Source organism: Streptomyces durbertensis, assembly GCF_014156695.1.
In the GTDB taxonomy this organism is placed as follows: Bacteria; Actinomycetota; Actinomycetes; order Streptomycetales; family Streptomycetaceae; genus Streptomyces; species Streptomyces durbertensis.
The window spans coordinates 1-17,289 of record NZ_WMLF01000068.1 but is presented as its reverse complement, the minus strand read 5'-3'; the positions used below and the strand labels follow the sequence as shown (position 1 = coordinate 17,289).

Sequence of the window (17,289 nt, the reverse complement as noted above, 5' to 3'; positions counted from 1 at the left end):
GGGTGGGCGAGGACGTGGGAGCGGCCGACGGCTCGGCACCGCCGCTCGTGCCCCCCGGGCGCCTCTCGGGCGCGGCGGAGGACGGCGGCGCGGAGGACGGCGGCGCGGAGGACGGCGGCGCGGCGCTCCGCTCGGGGCCGGGCGTCGGCCCGGCCCCGGGCTTCCCGGCCGCTTCGGGGTCCGTGTCCACACGGTCGGGCGCCGAGACGCACGGGCCGTCCTGGAAGGGGTTGTCGCGGCCGCCCGGTTGGGCGCCGGCGACGTTCGGCGAGAGGCCGATGCCCAGCAGCAGCGCGGAGGGCATGACGGCCATCGCGGCCCGGCCGCCGGGCATCTGCAGTCTCGTCAGGAGGGGTTTCCGCGGGGCCGCGTGGCGAGGGCCCCGCCGCTCGCGGTCCTCACCTGCCACCGGTCCTCCCGTCCGCGGCGGCCGGCTCCTCGCCGGGCGCCTCGCCCTCCGCCCAGGCGATGCCCATGCCGCCGCCGATCATGGCGAGCAGGAAGCCGAGCAGGTAGCCGCCGAAGTTGGAGACGACCAGGGAGACGATGCCCAGCAGGATGGCGGCGACGCCGGCGAACACCCGGGCGTACCGCTGGTACCAGAAGGTCAGGCCGAGGACCACCAGCAGGATGCCGATGATCAGCGAGCCGGAACCGGTGGTGGTGGCCAGCCGGAAGGACAGTTCCTCGAAGCTGGGGTCGGCGTAGGGGATGTAGACGATCGGCACCCCGGCGAGCAGTGTCAGCAGCCCCGCCCAGAACGGGCGCTGCCAGCGCCAGTGCCGGAAGGAGATCCGCCAGCCGGCGAGCCGTTCGCGGACGGGCCCAGGGCCGGACGACGGCGCCGCCGACGCCGCCGATGACTTCGCACTCATGATCAACAGCTCCTCGGGCGCTGCGGTGGGACGGGTGTGGCGTGCTGACGGGGAGACGGGCCAGGCCGTGCCGTTTCCCGCACCGCCCGCCTGGCCCGCGCCTCCCCTCTCAGCCCGTCAGAAGCACTCCTTGGCGCCCTTGGCGACGTTCAGCTTCAGCCCGGTGAGCTTGAAGCTGCCCGCGTTGGTGGCCCAGGCGTTCTGCCTGACGTCGGTCAGCGTCGCCCTGTCGGCCTCCATGGCGAAGGAGCCGGCCGGGGTCCTGTCTCCCGGGCTGATGCCGGGGCCCTTCCGGGAGTCGCCGGCCGCGACGCCGATGTTGATGTCGCGGAACGTGGCGTCGCCGGAGAGGGAGTCGGCGTCGATGTAGATGTTCGACGCCTCCACCTTCCGGCCGCCGTCGCCCGCGGTGAGCCGCAGCGTGACCCCGCCCATGATGGGCAGCACCACCGACTGGCACAGGCCGGTTATCTCGGCCCGCTTGAAGGCCGAGACGCCCACTGCCACGTCCTTGCCGCCGTGCTGCTTGTTGACGGTGCCGTACTGGACGAAGCCGGATCCCTCCAGTTCGTCGACGGCGATCTTGAAGTTCTGTCCCGAGATGCTGAACGATGCCGCCAGCGCCCCCTGTGCGAGGGCCACGCCGACGGCGGCCGTCGCGGCCACGCCGGGCACCATGACAACGGCGAACCGCCGCCATCTGGTCCGGCCACGAGCCACGGACTCCATGCCTTTCCTCCTTCACGGACGTACATCTCCCGGCCGGCCACCGGATGCGGGGTGTCCGGCTGGGATGGGAGAAGTGCCACGTCCTCGGGAGGAGGAGCGCCGCCCGTCGGCAGGGCCGGTGAACGGCGGTCACCCCCCGAGCGACAACCACCGGGAAGCGCGCGGGGCGCGTCCCGTCACAAGGGACAGGCCCCGCCTCGGCGGGGACCCCCCTGTCCCTGCCCCGGTCGTACCGGGGCGCTCGGCGGGGTTCCGTCCCTCGGGCTCCGGCCGGCTGCCGCGCCTGGATGGGGATGGACCGAGCGTGGCCGATCGTCGTCTATTGACCCGGTGTCGCACAAGGGGCTCGTTACCCGTAGGTAACGAGATGGTGACGGCTTTTGGGGTCCGACCTGTCCGCGAGGTACGGAAAGTCGCCGTCCGACAGGAGGCGGAAAGGGGACGAGTGCCGCTTTCCGCCGCGAAACCCCGACCTCCACTTACCGTGAGTAACACCCGTGCCGATTGCCAAGTTTTGGCAAAGGAGCGCCGTTGCTGGGAAGTTTGTCAACAGGTAGACAAAGGCCGGACACGCCGGAGGCGGCCACCCCGGGGGGCGACCGCCTCGACGGATCGGCTCCGTGAGCCCACGGCCGGCTCGTGTGGGGACGACTCAGCCCGGGGACGACTCAGAACAGCACGCGGGCCAGCGCGCCGCGCGCCGCGATCACCCGCGGGTCCTCGGGACCGACCACCTCGAAGAGCTCCAGCAGCCGCACGCGCGCGGTGTCCCGCTCCTCGCCGGCCGTCCGGCGCACGGTGTCCACCAACCGCCCGAAGGCGTCCTCCACATGCCCGCCGGCCAGGTCGAGGTCGGCGACCCGCAGTTGGGCCTCCACGTCGCCCGGACGGTCAGCGGCGTCCTTGCGGACCTGCCCCGCGTCCAACTCGTGTACCCGGGCGATCAGTTCGGCGCGGGCGAGCCCGGCCTTGGCGGCGGCGTTGGCCGGGTCGTCCTGGAGCGCGTTGCGGTAGGCCTGCAGGGCGCCGGAGACGTCACCGGCCGCCAGCGCGTCCTCGGCGGCGGCCACCACCGGGTCCCGCGGCGGCTCCGGACGGGCGTCCTCCTCGGACGCGGCGGACGGGTCGACGGGCGCGCCGACGATGCCGAAGCGCTCCTCGGCGGCCTGGATCAGCTGGTCGAGCACCTGCCGGATCTGCTGCTCGGGCGCGGCGCCCTGGAACAGCGGAAGCGCCTGGCCCGCGATCACCGCGAAGACCGCCGGAATGCCCTGGACCCCGAACTGCTGGAAGAGCAGCTGGTTGCTGTCCACGTCCACCTTGGCCAGCACGAACCGGCCCGCGTACTCCTGGGCGAGGCGCTCCAGGACCGGCCCGAGCTGCTTGCACGGCTCACACCACTCGGCCCAGAAGTCGATGACCACCGGCACCTCGGCGGAGCGCTGCAGGACGTCGCGCTCGAAGCCGGCCTCGTCGACGTCGATCACCAGGCGCGCGGACGTCGCGCCGCCCTGCTCCCCGGCGCCGGCCCGCTGGACGCGCGCCTCCTCCGCCTTCTGTCGTGCCTCTCCCGCCGCCTTCACGGCAGCGAGGTCCACCACTCCGCTCATGGGCATGTTCCTTGGCTGCATGGGACCAGTCTCCCTGTTCCGAGGTGTGGAGTGGTAGCCGACCCGGCACAGCCGTACCGCCGGCCGGCACCGGGCACGGAACCGGCCGGTGTGCCGGCCGCGCGCGGCGCGACGGACGTCGTCTTCTCGGCGCCGGGTCCCCACCCGGCGTGTGTGGTTGTCGCGGAGGAACGGCGGCCGGGCCCGCGGGAGGGCACGGCGAGCTGCCGCTTTTCGCTACGTGCCGTAGCGTAACCCATCGCGGACGGCGTCGGTATGGTCACCCCATGGCCCGACCCCGCAGCGCCGCCGCCGACCGCGCGATCCTGGACGCCACCAGGTCGGCGCTGGTGGAACTGGGCTGGTCGCGGCTGACGATGGCGGACGTCGCGGCCCGCGCGGGCGTCGCCAAGACCACCCTCTACCGGCGCTGGCCGGGCAAGAGCGAGATGGTCGTGGACGCCGTCGCGGTGCTGTTCGACGAGTTGGAACTACCCGACCGGGGCAGCCTTCAAGCCGACATCGAGGGTGTGGTCCTGTCGTTCGCCGCGCTGGTCAGCCGACCCGAGGCGAAGACGTCCCTGATGGCCGTCGTGGCGGAGTCGACCCACCGTCCGGCGCTGCGCGACCGGGTCCGCAGCGCCATCGTCGACCGCCAGAAGCACCTGGTGCTCCAGGGGCGGGCCCGGGCGCAGGCGCGCGGCGAACTGCCGCCCGACAAGGGCGACGCCGAGCACACCCGAAGGACCGTCGACCTGATCTTCGACGTGGTCGCCGGCACGGTGGTCCACCGCTGCCTGGTCAGCGACGAGCCCGTGGACGAGACCTGGGCGCGGACGTTCGCCCTGCTGCTGATGGGCGGCCTGGCGGCGGTCAGCGGCTGACCGCCGCCGGGTACGGCACGTTCCTCGTCAGAACCCGGCGGGCTCGACGTACACGCCCCACTCGTCGCGCAGGACGCCGCAGATCTCGCCCAGCGTTGCCTCCGCGCGGACCGCCTCCAGCATCGGCTCGATCATGTTGGATCCGTCCCGGGCCGCCGCCAGCATCGCCTCCAGCGCGCGCTTGACGCGCTGGTCGTCCCGGCGCGCCTTGCGGTCGGTCAGCAGCCGGACCTGCTCGCGCTCCACCTCGTGGCTGACCCGCAGGATCTCCAGGTCGCCGGTGACCGAGCCGGTGTGGCAGTTGACGCCGACCACACGCTTGTCGCCCTTCTCCAGCGCGCGCTGGTACGTGAAGGCCGCCTCGGCGATCTCCCCGGTGAACCAGCCGTCCTCGATGCCGCGCAGGATGCCGGAGGTGATCGGGCCGATCGGGTGCTGGCCGTCCGGGTGGGCCCGGGTGCCGCGCTCCTTGATCTGCTCGAAGATCTTCTCGGCGTCCGCCTCGATGCGGTCGGTCAGCTGCTCGACGTACCAGGAGCCGCCGAGCGGGTCGGCGACGTTGGTGACGCCGGTCTCCTCCATCAGCACCTGCTGGGTGCGCAGGGCGATCTCCGCGGCCTGCTGGGAGGGCAGCGCCAGCGTCTCGTCGAGCGCGTTGGTGTGCAGCGAGTTGGTGCCGCCGAGGACGGCCGCCAGTGCCTCCACGGCGGTGCGGACCACGTTGTTGTAGGGCTGCTGGGCGGTGAGCGAGACACCGGCGGTCTGCGTGTGGAAGCGCAGCCACTGCGCCTTCTCGCTGGTGGCGCCGTAGACGTCGCGCATCCAGCGGGCCCAGATGCGGCGGGCCGCGCGGAACTTGGCGATCTCCTCGAAGAAGTCCAGGTGCGCGTCGAAGAAGAAGGACAGGCCCGGCGCGAACCGGTTGACGTCCAGGCCCCGACTGAGGCCCAGTTCGACGTAGCCGAAGCCGTCGGCCAGGGTGTAGGCCAGCTCCTGCGCGGCCGTGGCCCCGGCCTCGCGGATGTGGTAGCCGGAGACCGAGAGCGGCTTGTACGCGGGGATGCCCGCCGCGCAGTGCTCCATGAGGTCGCCGATCAGGCGCAGGTGCGGCTCGGGCTGGAAGAGCCACTCCTTCTGCGCGATGTACTCCTTGAAGATGTCGGTCTGGAGGGTGCCGTTGAGCACGCCCGGGTCGACGCCCTGGCGCTCGGCGGCGACCAGGTACATGCAGAAGACCGGGACGGCCGGGCCGCTGATCGTCATCGAGGTGGTGACCTCGCCCAGCGGGATGTCCCGGAACAGCACCTCCATGTCGGCGGCCGAGTCGATCGCCACACCGCAGTGGCCGACCTCGCCCAGCGAGCGCGGGTCGTCGGAGTCCCGGCCCATGAGGGTGGGCATGTCGAAGGCGACCGAGAGGCCGCCGCCGCCGGCCTCCAGGATCATCTTGTAGCGCTCGTTGGTCTGCTCGGCGTTGCCGAAGCCGGCGAACTGCCGGATCGTCCACGTCCGCCCCCGGTAGCCGGTGGCGTGCAGACCGCGGGTGTAGGGGAACTCGCCGGGCCAGCCGATGCGCTCGAAGCCCTCGTAGGTGTCCCCCGGGCGGGGGCCGTAGACCGGGTCCACGGCGTCACCGCTCAGCGTGGTGAAGTCCGCGTCCCGCTTGCGGGCGGCGTCGTACCTGGCCTGCCAGCGGCGGCGGCCCTCGGAGATGGCTTCAGCGTCCATACCGCCAATTTACTAGGACGTCCAAGTATTTGGCCAGAGGAAACCGCGCAGTCCTGCCGAGCCCCTGGTCAGGGGCCCGCGGGACGCGCGGTTCGGGCCTCGGTCAGGCCTCGGTCACGGCTGGGGGACGGTCTTCGAGCCCTCGCCGGCCGGCGCCCCGTCTTCCTCGTCACGCTCGATCAGCGGGGTGATCTCACGGGTGATGCCCTTCTCCACAAAAAACGCGGCGCCCGGGATGCAGCCGGCGGCCAGCACCCACAGCAGCTTGCCGAACGGCCAGCGCGCCTTGGAACCGAGATCGAAGGCGAAGATCACGTAGACGATGAACAGCACGCCGTGGATCTGCGAGACGGCCGTCGTGTCACCGGTGTCGAAGCCGTACTTGGCGACGATGAAGCCGGTGAAGACCAGCAGCCACACGGCGGTGATGTAGGACATCACCCGGTACCGGGTGAGCACGTTCTGCTTCATGGGCAACGAGCGTAACGGGGCGTTCCGCCCGATCTTCGGGCGCCCCTCCCCCGCCGGGCGGCTCAGTCGCCTCCGGGCGGCTCAGTCGGCGAAGTCGCCGGCCGCGATCCGCAGCGGGCGCAGCAGCGCGAAGATCTCCCGGCACTCCTCGCCGTCGTACGTGCCGAGCCCGAAGTCCATGGCCATCAGGTCGCGCGTCGCCTCGTCGCACACCTCGCGTCCCCGGTCGGTGATCGAGGCGAGCGTGCCGCGGCCGTCGTTGGGGTTGGGGCGCTTGTCGACCAGTCCGGCGCGCATCAGCCGGTCGACCGTGTTGGTGACCGAGGTCGGGTGGACCATCAGCCGCTCGCCGATCTTGGACATCGGCAGTTCGCCGCGCTTGGAGAAGGTCAGCAGCACCAGCGCCTCGTAGCGGGCGAAGGTCAGGCCGTACGGCTTGAGGACGGCGTCCACCTCTGCGAGCAGGATCTGGTGCGCGCGCATGATCGAGGTGATCGCGGCCATGGCGGGCACCGAACCCCAGCGTTGCTTCCACAGCTCGTCGGCTCGGGCGATCGGGTCGAAGGAGAGGCTGAGCGGCTTGGACACCCGCAGCACCCTACCGGGCGACGGCCGTATGGCGGATACCCGCATCTCGTTCCGTGGACAGCCGGGAGGGCCGGGCGGTGTCGTGCCGGACGGCGGCCGCCCGCTGTGTCACGGTGGGCGGGACTTCCGGTGCCGTTGATCCGAGAGGACCCGTATGCCCGGCCCAGCCGCCCGTACGCTCGCCGCGCTGTTCGCGGCCGTCCTGCTGGCCGGCTGCGGGGGCGGCCCGGACGGCCCCACCGAACGGCTGCCGGAGCGCACCTCGGACGCCAAGGGCGAGTTCTGGGTCGACCCCGGCTCCGACGCGGCGCGGCAGGTCCGCCGCTGGCACGCCGAGGGCCGCGACGACGACGCCCGCGCGCTGCGCCGCATCGCCGACCGGGCGGCGGCCGTCTGGCCCTCCGGCGAGGACCCCCGCCCGGAGATCCACCGCGCGATCCAGGGCGCACGCCGGGACGGCGGGACCGTCGTGCTCGTCGCCTACAACATCCCGCACCGCGACTGCGGCCAGTACTCGGCCGGCGGCGCCCCGGACGCCGCGGCCTACCGGAAGTGGCTGGAGGAGTTCGCCGAGGGCATCGGCGACCAGCCCGCGCTGGTCGTGCTCGAACCCGACGCCGTGCCGCACCTGGTGGACGGCTGCACCCCGCCCGTGCACCACGCCGAGCGGACCGCGCTGCTCGGCGAGGCCGTCGACCGGCTGAAGCGGCAGCCCCGGACGAGGGTCTACCTGGACGCCGGCAACCCGAGCTGGATCACCGACCCGGACGACCTGGTGGAACCGCTGCGCGCCTCGGGCATGGAACGCGCCGACGGCTTCTCGCTCAACGTCTCCAACTTCCAGAGCGACGAGGACGTCACCCGCTACGGCCGGCGTCTCTCCGAGGCCCTGGACGGCAAGACGTTTGTCATCGACTCCAGCCGCAACGGCAGCGGCCCGCTGGGCGCGGGCCGCGAGGACGACTGGTGCAACCCGCCCGGCCGGTCGCTCGGGCGGGCCCCCACCTTCGAGACCGGGGACCCGCTCGTCGACGCCTACCTGTGGATCAAACGCCCCGGGGAGTCCGACGGCGAGTGCCGGGGCGGGCCGCCGGCCGGCGCGTGGTGGCCGGACTACGCGCTCGGCCTCGCCCGCAACGCCGGCTCCGCGGACTGACCGTCCGGCGCCGACCCGCCCCGGGACCGTCCTCCGACTGACGCGCCGGGGACTCGGCTGACCTCACCGGGGTGTGCCGGCGGTCCGGGCCGGGTCCGTACCGCGTCCCCCGGGCCTGCTCGGCCCGGGGGGACGCGCCGTGCCGCCCCTGCCGGAAGGAAGCGTGGCCTGGGCCGGTGACGGGTCCGGGTCGGCCACGCCGACCGCGGTCAGGGCAGGTGCACCCACTTCGCCTCGGACGGCGTGCCGTCCTCGTCGACGAGGAAGAGCATGTACCAGCCGGGCGGCAGCAGCGCCCGGTCACCGGGCACGCTCAGTCGCAGGCTGTCGTCCTCGCGTTCGAAGCCGACCTCCACCGACCGCTGCTCCACGTCGGTCACGTGGGTGACGGCGCTGGGCCGGATCAGCCGCACCTTCGCGATCCGCTCCGCGTCCTTCGTCTGGAACACCGCCTTCCGGCCGGGCACCAGCCGCTCGGGCCCGGCGCCGACGACCGGCCGGGTCTCGGCGCGGCCGCCCTGCAGATAGGGCGGCGTGTAGACCTCGACGCGCTGCTCGAAGGCGCCGAGCCGGGTGTTGGCCTTGTCGGCGAAGAGCGGGTCGGAGCCGAAGGTGGCCACCCGGCCGTCGGGCAGCAGCAGCGCCTCCGCGTGGTAGTTGCGGCCGACCTCGGGGTCGGCGGCGGCGCGGAACTCGTTCTTCGCCGGGTCGTAGAACTGCGCCCTGCGGATGTCGCTGGCGCTGCGTCCCCGGTAGTCCCCGGAGCCGCCGGTGGCGAAGACCGTGTCGTCGGGCAGGATCACGCTGTTGAGGTAGCGGGTGCCCTGCGGGAGCGCCGGCCCCTCCTTGTAGGCGGGCGTCTTCTCGTTGAGGTCGACGATGGCGGTGCGCGCGGTGGACTTGGCGGACTCGCCGACCCCGCCGCCGCCGAGCACCATGACCCGCGCGTCCTGCGCCGGCGGCAGCAGCAGGGAACTGGAGGTCTCCAGCTGGTCGGGGTCCGTCATGCCCTCGACGACGGTGAAGCTGTTGGTCTTCAGGTCCCAGATGCCGGGCTCGCGGCCCTTGTCGGCGGGCCCGTAGCCGGCGTTGGAGCCGGAGTAGAAGAGCTGGTTCTCTCCCGTGAGGTACAGCGCCGGGTAGGTGGGGAAGTACCGCTTGGGCCCGGCGGCCCACTTCTTGGTCGCAGGGTCGTAGATCTCGTTGTCGCCCTGGACGATCTCGCCGATGTCGTCCAGGCCGGAGACGGAGATGACCTTGCCGTCGGAGAGGGTGACCAGCGTCGGGTACCAGCGGGCCTCCCGCATGGGGTCCACCCGGATGTACCGCTCGGCGACCGGGTCGAACTCGAAGGTGTCCCGGATGCCCTGGAAGTCCTGGTCGTCCAGGGTCAGCTTCTCGGCGAGGCCGTAGAGGTTCTCCGCGTCCTTCCCCTTGAGCCCGACGATCGTGTACTGGGCGGGCTTGGCGGTGACCGAGCCCCGGCCCTCCTTCACCGCCTCGACGAACACCCGGGCCTCGCTGGCGGTGACCGTGACACCCCCGTCGTCGTCGGTCTCCTTCTTCGCCCGGGGCACCACGACGGGGAAGTCGGAGACGTACTCGGTGCCGTCGGGAGCGCGGAAGCGGGTGCCCTTGGGGAAGGTGTGCGGCTTGTCGGGGTTCTCGTTCTTGATGATCATCCCGCCGCCGGCGCGCTTCACGTTGTCGCCGAGCTGCTCGTAGCGGGCGGTGCCGCCGGCGACGAGCAGTTTCCCGTCGCCCAGCTGGCTGTGGCCGGCGCAGAACAGGTCCTCCGGCGTCTCCACCTTGGTGTAGCTGTTGTCCTTCGGGTCCCACAGGATCGTGTCGAAGCTGCCGGCGTCGAACTGGTCCTGCTTGTTGCCCGAGCCGGCTATCAGCAGCACCTTCCCGGTGTGCAGCAGGGCGGCGTGGATGGCGTTGGTGCGGTACTGCGGCGGCACGTCGACGAGCTGCCAGGACCCGTACTGCGCCTTGTACTCGGGTTGGTTGACCCGGTACTCGTGGTAGCGCTCCTTGGCGAACCCCAGGGTGGCGGGGGCGTTGAGGCCGGCAAGGAGCACGGTTATGCCGGTGCCTATGAGGGTCTTCTTCATACGGGCGCTCGGACGGTAGGGCATGGTCAGCTCCCGGTCGTGGTGGCGGTGGAGGTGACAAGCGCCGGCGCCGACTCGTGCTGGGGCGCCGGGCGTTCACGCCGGTCGCGGTACTGGGTGAAGCACCAGATGGCGACGGGCGCGAGAGCGATCACCAGTGCGAGCACCGTCCAGGTGCGCATGGCGACGTGGGTGTGGTCCAGGACGACGGACGCGGCGAAGCCGCTGCCGAGCACGACGACCCAGAACAGGTGGATGCGGAAGGTGCTGAGCCGGTCGGGACTGGCCGTGTCGCCCTTGGGCGTGACCACGAAGCGGCAGTCCCTGCGGAAGACGGCCCCGACCAGCGAACGCAGGTAGACCGGCGCGCAGATCGCGGACATCGCCATCCCGGCCAGACCGCCCGACCCCTGCGGCTCGTGCGGCGACACGTTGTGGCGGCGGTTCCAGACGTACAGGCCGATCTGGAGCGCGGCGACGTCGCTGTAGAGCATCAGCCAGACCGCCGCCGTCACCTGGGTGCCGGAGGCGCCGAGCCACAGGAACAGGGTGCAGCTGAGCGCGCCCAGCATCCAGGTGACCGCGCTCATCGGGTAGTACGCGAGCATGAGCGAGTAGTTGAGCAGCCGGCCCGGCGAGAAGCGGTGCGGTCGGCGCCAGTACTGCTTGAGGACCGTCTCGTACGTTCCCCGCGACCAGCGCATCTGCTGGGTGAAGAAGTCCGTCCAGCACTCCGGGCCCTCGCCGACGGCCAGCACGTCCGGGGTGTAGACCGAGCGCCAGCGGCGGCCGGTGGCCGGGTTCTTCGTGCGGTGCAGCTCGAAGCCGGTCGCCATGTCCTCGGTGATCGAGTCCCGCAGCCCGCCGATCTGCCGCAGCGCGCTCAACCGCACCGCGTTGTTCGTACCGACGAACATGGCCGAGCCGTAGCGGTTGCCGGCCCGCTGGATCAGCGCGTGGAAGAGGAACTGCTGGCTCTCGGCGAACTTGGTGACGGGCTTGACGTAGTTGCCGTACACCTGGGGTCCGACGACAAACGCCACGTCGGGGTCGCGGAAGTAGCCGAGCATCCGCTCCAGGTAGTTCGGCAGCGGCACGTGGTCGGTGTCGACGGCGGCGAGGAAGTCGTAGTCCCCGCCGTGCATGGCGATCCACGCGTTGTAGTTGCCGTGCTTGGTCCGCGCCCGGTGCGGCCCGGCCTCGGTGTTCCACTCCGGTACGCCCTTGCGGGTGAAGTGGTGGACGCCCAGCTCCTCACACAGCAGCCGCGCCTCGGGGTCGTCGCCCTCGTCGAGCAGCCACACGTGCAGGGTGCCGTCGTGGCGCATCCGCACGGCCGCCTCCAGCGTCGCGCGGACCATCCCGATCGGTTCCTTGCCCGGCACGTAGGTGGTCACGAACGCCACCCGGGTGCCGGACTCGGGGACCACCGGCACCGGGTCGCGGGCGACCATCGTGGCGTGCGCCACCGAGATCACGTTGAGCAGCCGGAACAACTCGATCAACCCGATGCACACCAGCATCACGGTGTCGGCGACGACCAGGTAGCCGGGCGCGTTGTCCCGGTCGGTCCAGTGCGAGGGCCACACCAGCCACAGCAGGAACACACCCGACAGCAGCGGAGCGGCGGTCATCAGCAGGACGGCCCGCACCCGGTGCGGCTCCCGGGAGAGCAGGCTGCGGTAGCGGACCCGGTACGGGTGCCCGTCGGGCACGGTCAGCGGACCCGCGAGGCGGCTGTAGGTCTCGTAGTCGTAGGCCGGCAGCCCCACGGTCCCTCCTCCGTCCGAGAATCGCGACAACTCTCAGCAAAAGGGACCGCTCGGTGTGTGTCGAACGGTGAGAGGCGAAGAGGTGGCCCGGCGTCAGGTCGCCGGACCACCTCTGTGACGTGCCGCCTCGCGGGCTACCTGCGCAGCCTCAGCTCAGGTGCCGCTCCACGGTCTCCACCTTGCTTGTTAGGCCGTTCGTGACACCGGGTCGGATGTCGGCCTTGAGGACAAGCGAGACACGCGGCGCCCGCGCCTCGACGGCGGCCACCGCCCGGCGCACGACGTCCATGCACTCCTCCCACTCGCCCTCGACGCTGGTGAACATGGCGTCGGTGCGGTGGGGCAGCCCGGACTCGCGGACCACCCGCACGGCGTCGGCGACGTACTCCCCGACGTCCTCACCGACGCCCAGCGGCGTCACCGAGAAGGCGACGATCACCGGTTCGCCGCCGGCTGCGGCTCGCCGGTGACGGGCTCGGTGGCCCTGGTGGCCTCGGCGACCTCGCGGCGCAGCAGCTTCTCGGCGTAGAAGCCGCCGCCGGGCACGATCGACAGGCCGAAGTACAGGGCCGCGCGGCCGAGCGGCCACTTGGCGCGGTTCCAGGCGTCCAGCCAGACCAGGACGTAGGCGATGAACAGGAAGCCGTGCACGGCGCCGACCACCGGGACCGCGTTGAAGTCGGTGGTGCGCTTGAGCACCGAGCTGACGATGAGCAGCAGCCAGGAGATGGCCTCCGGCATGCTGACGAGACGCAGCCTGTTCAGGGCGGAGACGGTCTTCGGATCCACGGTGAGTCCTCGGGGGGTGGGTGCGGGACGGGTTCCGCCGGTGCGTCGACCCACCACACCCCGGGCGGGGACCCCGAGGCTTGTGAATCAATGCACAAGCCCTCCCATTGTGACAGCACCACTCACTGGGCCGTTCGAGGGGTATAGATTTCACGCCGTGGGGAGATTCCGAGTGCAGGGCGCCAAGGTGCTCGCCGTCGACCTGACCGGCGACGCCGTACGCGCCAAGAACGGCTCGATGGTCGCCTACGAGGGCACCATGACGTTCAAGAAGCTCACCGGCGGGGGAAACGGGCTGCGCGGTGTCGTCACCCGGCGCCTGACCGGTGAGCAGATGGCGGTGATGGAGGTCACCGGCACCGGCACCTGCTACTTCGCCGACGAGGCCCGCGACATCAGCCTCGTCCCGCTGCACGGCGACACGCTGCACGTGGAGGCGAGCAACCTGCTGTGCACCGAGGCCGGACTGCGGACCGGCACCACCTTCACCGGTCTGCGCGGCGCCAGCCAGGGCAACGGCCTGTTCACCACCACCGTCGAGGGCAGCGGGACCGTCGCGATCCTCTCCACCGGGCCGGCCATCGGGCTGCGGGTCACCCCGCAGACGCCGCTGCAGGTGGACCCCGGCGCCTACGTCGCCCACAGCGGGCGGCTCACGCAGCAGCTCCAGACCGGGGTCACCTTCCGGACCGTGATCGGCGAGGGCTCCGGGGAGGCGTTCCAGATCCGGTTCGAGGGGGAGGGCCTGGTGTACGTCCAGCCCAGCGAGCGCGACACGGTCGGGGGGCGGCTGTGAGCGGCTTCCGCCCGGTCAACGGCAAGATGATCGAGGCCACCGTCAACCCCGGCCAGGTGCTCTACAGCCAGCGCGGGGCCATGATCGCCTACCGGGGCGAGGTGTCCTTCACGCCGAGCCTCACCGGCGGGCAGGGCGGCGTGATGTCGGCCATCGGCCGCCGGGTGCGGGGCGAGGCGGCGCCGCTGATGACGGTCGAGGGCCGGGGCACCGTGATGTTCGGCCACGGCGGGCACGAGGTGCACGTCGTCGACCTGGCCGGCGAGCTGCTCCACGTCGAGTCCGACCGGCTGCTGGCCTTCGAGGGCTCGCTGCGGCAGGGCACCGTCTTCCTCGGCTCGCAGGGCGGCGTCATGGGCCTGGTACGCGGCCAGGCCACCGGCCAGGGCCTGTTCACCACCACGCTGGAGGGCAGGGGCGCCGTCGCGGTGCTCGCCCACGGCGGTGTGTTCGAACTCCCGGTGACGCCGGGACGCCCGGTCAACGTCGACCCGCAGGCGTACGTGTGCCACCGGGGGCAGCTCACCAACCGGCTCACCACCGCCCTCAGCTGGCGGGACATGGTCGGCCGGGGTAGCGGTGAGGCGTTCCAGCTGGAGCTGTCGGGGCAGGGCACGGTGTTCGTGCAGGCGAGTGAGGAGAAGCTGTGACCATCACCGTCTTCGACGCCCACACCCTCCCGGCCGACGACAACGTCAACCCCTACGCCTTCAGCGTCGACCTCCAGGGCCAGTGGTTCCTCCAGAAGGGGAAGATGATCGCCTACTACGGGCAGATCAGCTTCGACGGCATCGGCCACGGCCCGCTGGACGGCCTGGTGGCCTCCAGCTTCCACTCCCCGCTGCACGCCTCGGACTGGGTGGTGGCCAGCGGGAAGGGCCGGCTGCTGCTCGCCGACCGCGCCTTCGACGTCAACTCCTACGACCTCGACGACGGCAACCTCACCATCCGCTCCGGCAACCTGCTGGCGTTCGACCCCCGGCTGTCGCTGAAGCAGTCGATCATCCCCGGCTTCGTGACCCTGATCGGCACGGGCAAGTTCGTCGCCGCCTCCAACGGCCAGGTGCACTTCGTCGAACCGCCCGTCCGCGTCGACCCGCAGGCCCTCGTCGGCTGGGCCGACTGCCCCTCGCCCTGCCACCACTACGACCACCAGTACCTGCGCGGCTTCCTCGGCGGCGTCCGGCACCTCACCGGGATCGGCGGCGCCTCCGGCGAGGAGCACCAGTTCGAGTTCACCGGGAGCGGCACCGTGCTGATCCAGTCCACCGAGAAGCTGATCGCCGAGCAGGCGACCGGCGCGGTGCCCGACGAGCAAGGTGTGCCTGGCGGTTCACCCCGCTGGTCTCGGTAAAGTCACATCATGGACACCGAGACGGATCCCGGTAAGGACGCCGCGGACGCGACGCGCTGGCTGGCCCCCGAGGAGCAGCGCGCCTGGCGTACCCATCTGGACGCCAGCCGGCTGCTGATGCACCAGCTGGAGAAGGACCTCCAGCCGTTCGGTCTGACGCTCAACGACTACGAGATCCTGGTCAACCTCTCCGAGTCCGACGAACACCGGATGCGGATGAGCGACCTGGCGACGGCCACCCTCCAGTCCAAGAGCCGCCTCTCGCACCAGATCACCCGGATGGAGAGCGCGGGTCTGGTACGCCGGGAGCACTGCGACACCGACAAACGCGGACTGTTCGCCGTGCTCACCGAGCACGGCTGGGACACGATGCGCAAGGTGGCACCGCACCATGTGGAGTCGGTGCGGCGCCACTTCATCGACCTGCTGACGCCGGCCAGCCTGGCCGCGCTGCGCTCGTCGCTCTCCCCGGTGGTGGAGCGGCTGCGCGCCGCCCGCGGCCGCGCCTGAGCGCGGCCGGGGCTGGTGTTCGGCCCGGAGGGGCTCCTCCCGCGAGGTGGTGGGGGTCCGGGCCCGTCCGCCCGGGCCCCCACCGGTCGTCGCCGTCAGTCGACGGCGACGACGGCTTCCGCCGGCGCCGCCGCGGACGCGGACGCGGGGGCAGGTGCCGGTCGGGGTGTCGCGGCCAGGTACGCGACGCCGCCGACCAGTCCGGAGATGATGAAGCTGCAGTCCACGCCGCCGGTCAGGGCCAGCAGCGGGCCCTCGTGGAGCGGGGTGGAGACGGCCGCCATGCCGACGGCCGCGCCGAGCGCCCAGGAGGCGGTGGCGGGCAGGTTCCAGCCGGCGCGGTACCAGTAGACGCCGCCACGGGAGCGCCGGTTGAGCACCTGGAGGGCGTCGGCGTCGTACACCCCGCGGCAGCGGACGTGGCCGATGAGGGTGATGACCGCCCACGGGGTGCCGATGGCCGTGAGCAGCAGCACGAAGGAGGTCATCGCGGACTGCGCGTCCCAGGCGAAGGAGCCGAGGAAGACAAACGCGGTGGCGACGAGGGCGGCGACCACGGTGGCGGTGGTGCGGGTGGCGCGGGGCACGAGCGCGTCGAGGTCCAGGCCCATCGAGTACAGCATCAGGCCGGCGTTGCCGACGGAGCCGGCGGAGGCGGCCACGAGCAGCGGCAGCAGGTACCAGGCGGGTGAGGCGGCGACGAGCGGTCCGGCGTAGTCGAGGCCGGCGCGGGCGGCGAGCGCGGTGTAGGTGCCGAAGAGCTGCGGTGTCAGCAGGCCGACGAACAGGCCGAGGGCGGTGGCGGCCAGCACCTTCCTCGGCCGGTGGCGGTGCGGGGAGACGTAGCGGGTGTAGTCGCCGAGCAGGGTGATGAAGGCGACCGGGCCGCTGAGGCCGGCCGCGACGGCGGCAAGCAGCCAGGTGGGCCAGAAGGAGCCGAGCAGGTAGGCGGTGTCGGGGGGTGCGGCGGTGGTGAAGTCGCCGGCGTAGGCGACGACGCCGACGAGCAGCAGGGCGATCATGCCGACGGCGAGCACCCGGCTCATGCGCAGCAGCAGCCGGTAGCCGAAGACCGCGGCGACGACGGTGGCGGCGGCGAGCAGGCCGTAGGTGAGGCCGCGGACGCCCTGGTCGTCGGGGAGTCCGACGAGGCGGGCCAGGACGCCGGTCATCACGTCGCCGCCGATCCAGAGGGTGAGCGCGGTGTAGCCGAGGGAAAGCAGCAGGCCGACCACCGAGCCGACGAGTCGGCCGCGCACCCCGAACTGGGCGCCGCTGGAGGTGGAGAGGTTGGTGGCGGTGCGCAGGGAGACGAGGGCGAGCGGCGCGGTGAACACGATTCCGACGAGGGTTCCGACCACGATGGAGGTGACCGACGGCCAGAGTCCGAGTCCGAAGGACGGCGGGAGCCAGCCGAAGACGATCACGCCGAGGCAGAGGTTGGAGCCGAGCAGGATCGACACGAGGTCCCTGGGGCCGCTTGTGCGCTCCTCCTCGGGGATGGTGTCGACTCCGCGCTGTTCGATGGGCATACCGTGGCTCCCTGATCGACGGACGCTTGTTTGAGTGACGCTCAATGTGACGGAGACCAGTCGGTAGGTCAATGCTTTCCACTAAAGCGATCCATGGTTAGAGTGATGCTCTAAGTTGTGGAGGTGCGTGTCGTGCGACTGACCCCGACCGAGCGCGACCGGCTGCCGCTCTTCTCGGCGGCGGAACCGGCCCGCGCCCGCCGCGCGCGGGCTGCGGCTCACCATCCCCGAGGCGACCGCCCTCGTCCGGCGGCCGGATCGCGATCGGCTTCGCCGGACTCGTCCGCGGCCTGCGGCGAGCCCCGCGACCGGCTCCGCCTCCCTCGAACGCCTCTGCTTCCTGTGACCCCGGGCGGCCTGACGCCCGCCCCTTCCAGC

The 17,289-nt window shown here is 71.8% G+C and carries 17 protein-coding genes and 2 pseudogenes; 7 read left to right on the top strand and 12 right to left on the bottom strand.

Annotated features, from left to right (window positions below):
- The 4 genes and pseudogenes from GL263_RS07255 to GL263_RS07240 form a co-directional block, all read right to left on the bottom strand.
- A pseudogene (locus GL263_RS07255) lies at positions 1 to 334 on the bottom strand (hypothetical protein); the annotation flags it as partial.
- Positions 335 to 398: 64 nt separating this feature from the next.
- A complete protein-coding gene (locus tag GL263_RS07250) occupies positions 399 to 875 on the bottom strand; it encodes a DUF6114 domain-containing protein (RefSeq protein WP_194377231.1) in 477 nt (158 codons plus the stop codon).
- 117 nt (positions 876 to 992) lie between these two features.
- A complete protein-coding gene (locus GL263_RS07245; RefSeq protein ID WP_182854755.1) occupies positions 993 to 1,604 on the bottom strand; it encodes a DUF6230 family protein in 612 nt (203 codons plus the stop codon).
- 668 nt (positions 1,605 to 2,272) lie between these two features.
- A complete protein-coding gene (locus GL263_RS07240) occupies positions 2,273 to 3,235 on the bottom strand; it encodes a tetratricopeptide repeat protein (protein ID WP_182854754.1) in 963 nt (320 codons plus the stop codon).
- Positions 3,236 to 3,501: 266 nt separating this feature from the next.
- Between GL263_RS07240 and GL263_RS07235 the strand changes: the two genes are divergently transcribed.
- Positions 3,502 to 4,098, top strand: coding sequence for a TetR/AcrR family transcriptional regulator (locus GL263_RS07235; RefSeq protein WP_182854753.1), 597 nt, complete (start codon positions 3,502 to 3,504; stop codon positions 4,096 to 4,098).
- A gap of 27 nt (positions 4,099 to 4,125) precedes the next feature.
- On the opposite strand, the gene icmA is transcribed toward GL263_RS07235, so the two are convergent.
- The 3 genes from icmA to GL263_RS07220 form a co-directional block, all read right to left on the bottom strand.
- On the bottom strand, positions 4,126 to 5,826 hold the full coding sequence (icmA, locus tag GL263_RS07230) for a coenzyme B12-dependent isobutyryl-CoA mutase large subunit (protein ID WP_182854752.1): 1,701 nt from the start codon (positions 5,824 to 5,826) through the stop codon (positions 4,126 to 4,128).
- Positions 5,827 to 5,940: 114 nt separating this feature from the next.
- The gene (locus GL263_RS07225; RefSeq protein WP_182854751.1) at positions 5,941 to 6,297 is read right to left on the bottom strand and encodes a DUF3817 domain-containing protein; all 357 of its coding nucleotides are present in this window, start codon (positions 6,295 to 6,297) and stop codon (positions 5,941 to 5,943) included.
- Between the two features lie 81 nt (positions 6,298 to 6,378).
- Entirely contained in the window at positions 6,379 to 6,885 is a 507-nt protein-coding gene (locus GL263_RS07220; protein WP_182854750.1) for a MarR family winged helix-turn-helix transcriptional regulator, read from the bottom strand.
- Between the two features lie 154 nt (positions 6,886 to 7,039).
- On the opposite strand from GL263_RS07220, the gene GL263_RS07215 reads away from it, so the two are divergent.
- Complete coding sequence (locus GL263_RS07215; RefSeq protein WP_182854749.1) at positions 7,040 to 8,041, top strand: glycoside hydrolase family 6 protein; 1,002 nt, start codon at positions 7,040 to 7,042, stop codon at positions 8,039 to 8,041.
- A 209-nt stretch (positions 8,042 to 8,250) separates the two neighbouring features.
- Here GL263_RS07215 and glxA read toward each other — a convergent pair whose 3' ends face one another.
- From glxA to GL263_RS07195, 4 genes are all read right to left on the bottom strand, one after another.
- Positions 8,251 to 10,182 carry a radical copper oxidase GlxA gene (glxA, locus tag GL263_RS07210; protein ID WP_182854748.1) on the bottom strand — a complete coding sequence of 644 codons (1,932 nt, stop codon included), beginning with the start codon at positions 10,180 to 10,182 and terminating at the stop codon, positions 8,251 to 8,253.
- 2 nt (positions 10,183 to 10,184) lie between these two features.
- Positions 10,185 to 11,930 carry a glycosyltransferase family 2 protein gene (locus GL263_RS07205; protein WP_323379282.1) on the bottom strand — a complete coding sequence of 582 codons (1,746 nt, stop codon included), beginning with the start codon at positions 11,928 to 11,930 and terminating at the stop codon, positions 10,185 to 10,187.
- A gap of 148 nt (positions 11,931 to 12,078) precedes the next feature.
- Positions 12,079 to 12,369 (bottom strand): MTH1187 family thiamine-binding protein, encoded by a 291-nt coding sequence (locus GL263_RS07200; protein WP_182854746.1) that lies wholly within the window; start codon positions 12,367 to 12,369, stop codon positions 12,079 to 12,081.
- Positions 12,366 to 12,719 (bottom strand): DUF3817 domain-containing protein, encoded by a 354-nt coding sequence (locus GL263_RS07195; protein WP_182854745.1) that lies wholly within the window; start codon positions 12,717 to 12,719, stop codon positions 12,366 to 12,368. Before GL263_RS07195 ends, GL263_RS07200 begins: the two co-directional genes overlap by 4 nt.
- 157 nt (positions 12,720 to 12,876) lie before the next feature.
- Between GL263_RS07195 and GL263_RS07190 the strand changes: the two genes are divergently transcribed.
- Genes GL263_RS07190 through GL263_RS07175 form a run of 4 tightly spaced genes read left to right on the top strand, consistent with a single transcriptional unit; the run spans position 12,877 to position 15,379 of the window.
- Positions 12,877 to 13,515 carry an AIM24 family protein gene (locus GL263_RS07190; protein WP_323379281.1) on the top strand — a complete coding sequence of 213 codons (639 nt, stop codon included), beginning with the start codon at positions 12,877 to 12,879 and terminating at the stop codon, positions 13,513 to 13,515.
- A gap of 26 nt (positions 13,516 to 13,541) precedes the next feature.
- A complete protein-coding gene (locus tag GL263_RS07185; protein ID WP_182854756.1) occupies positions 13,542 to 14,165 on the top strand; it encodes an AIM24 family protein in 624 nt (207 codons plus the stop codon).
- Complete coding sequence (locus tag GL263_RS07180) at positions 14,162 to 14,869, top strand: AIM24 family protein (protein WP_182854743.1); 708 nt, start codon at positions 14,162 to 14,164, stop codon at positions 14,867 to 14,869. Before GL263_RS07185 ends, GL263_RS07180 begins: the two co-directional genes overlap by 4 nt.
- Before the next feature lie 9 nt (positions 14,870 to 14,878).
- The gene (locus GL263_RS07175; RefSeq protein WP_182854742.1) at positions 14,879 to 15,379 is read left to right on the top strand and encodes a MarR family winged helix-turn-helix transcriptional regulator; all 501 of its coding nucleotides are present in this window, start codon (positions 14,879 to 14,881) and stop codon (positions 15,377 to 15,379) included.
- Positions 15,380 to 15,474: 95 nt separating this feature from the next.
- On the opposite strand, the gene GL263_RS07170 is transcribed toward GL263_RS07175, so the two are convergent.
- Complete coding sequence (locus GL263_RS07170; RefSeq protein ID WP_182854741.1) at positions 15,475 to 16,911, bottom strand: cytosine permease; 1,437 nt, start codon at positions 16,909 to 16,911, stop codon at positions 15,475 to 15,477.
- A gap of 132 nt (positions 16,912 to 17,043) precedes the next feature.
- Here GL263_RS07170 and GL263_RS07165 point away from each other — a divergent pair.
- Positions 17,044 to 17,158: pseudogene (locus GL263_RS07165) on the top strand (urease subunit gamma); the annotation flags it as partial.
- Between the last annotated feature and the right edge of the window lie 131 nt (positions 17,159 to 17,289).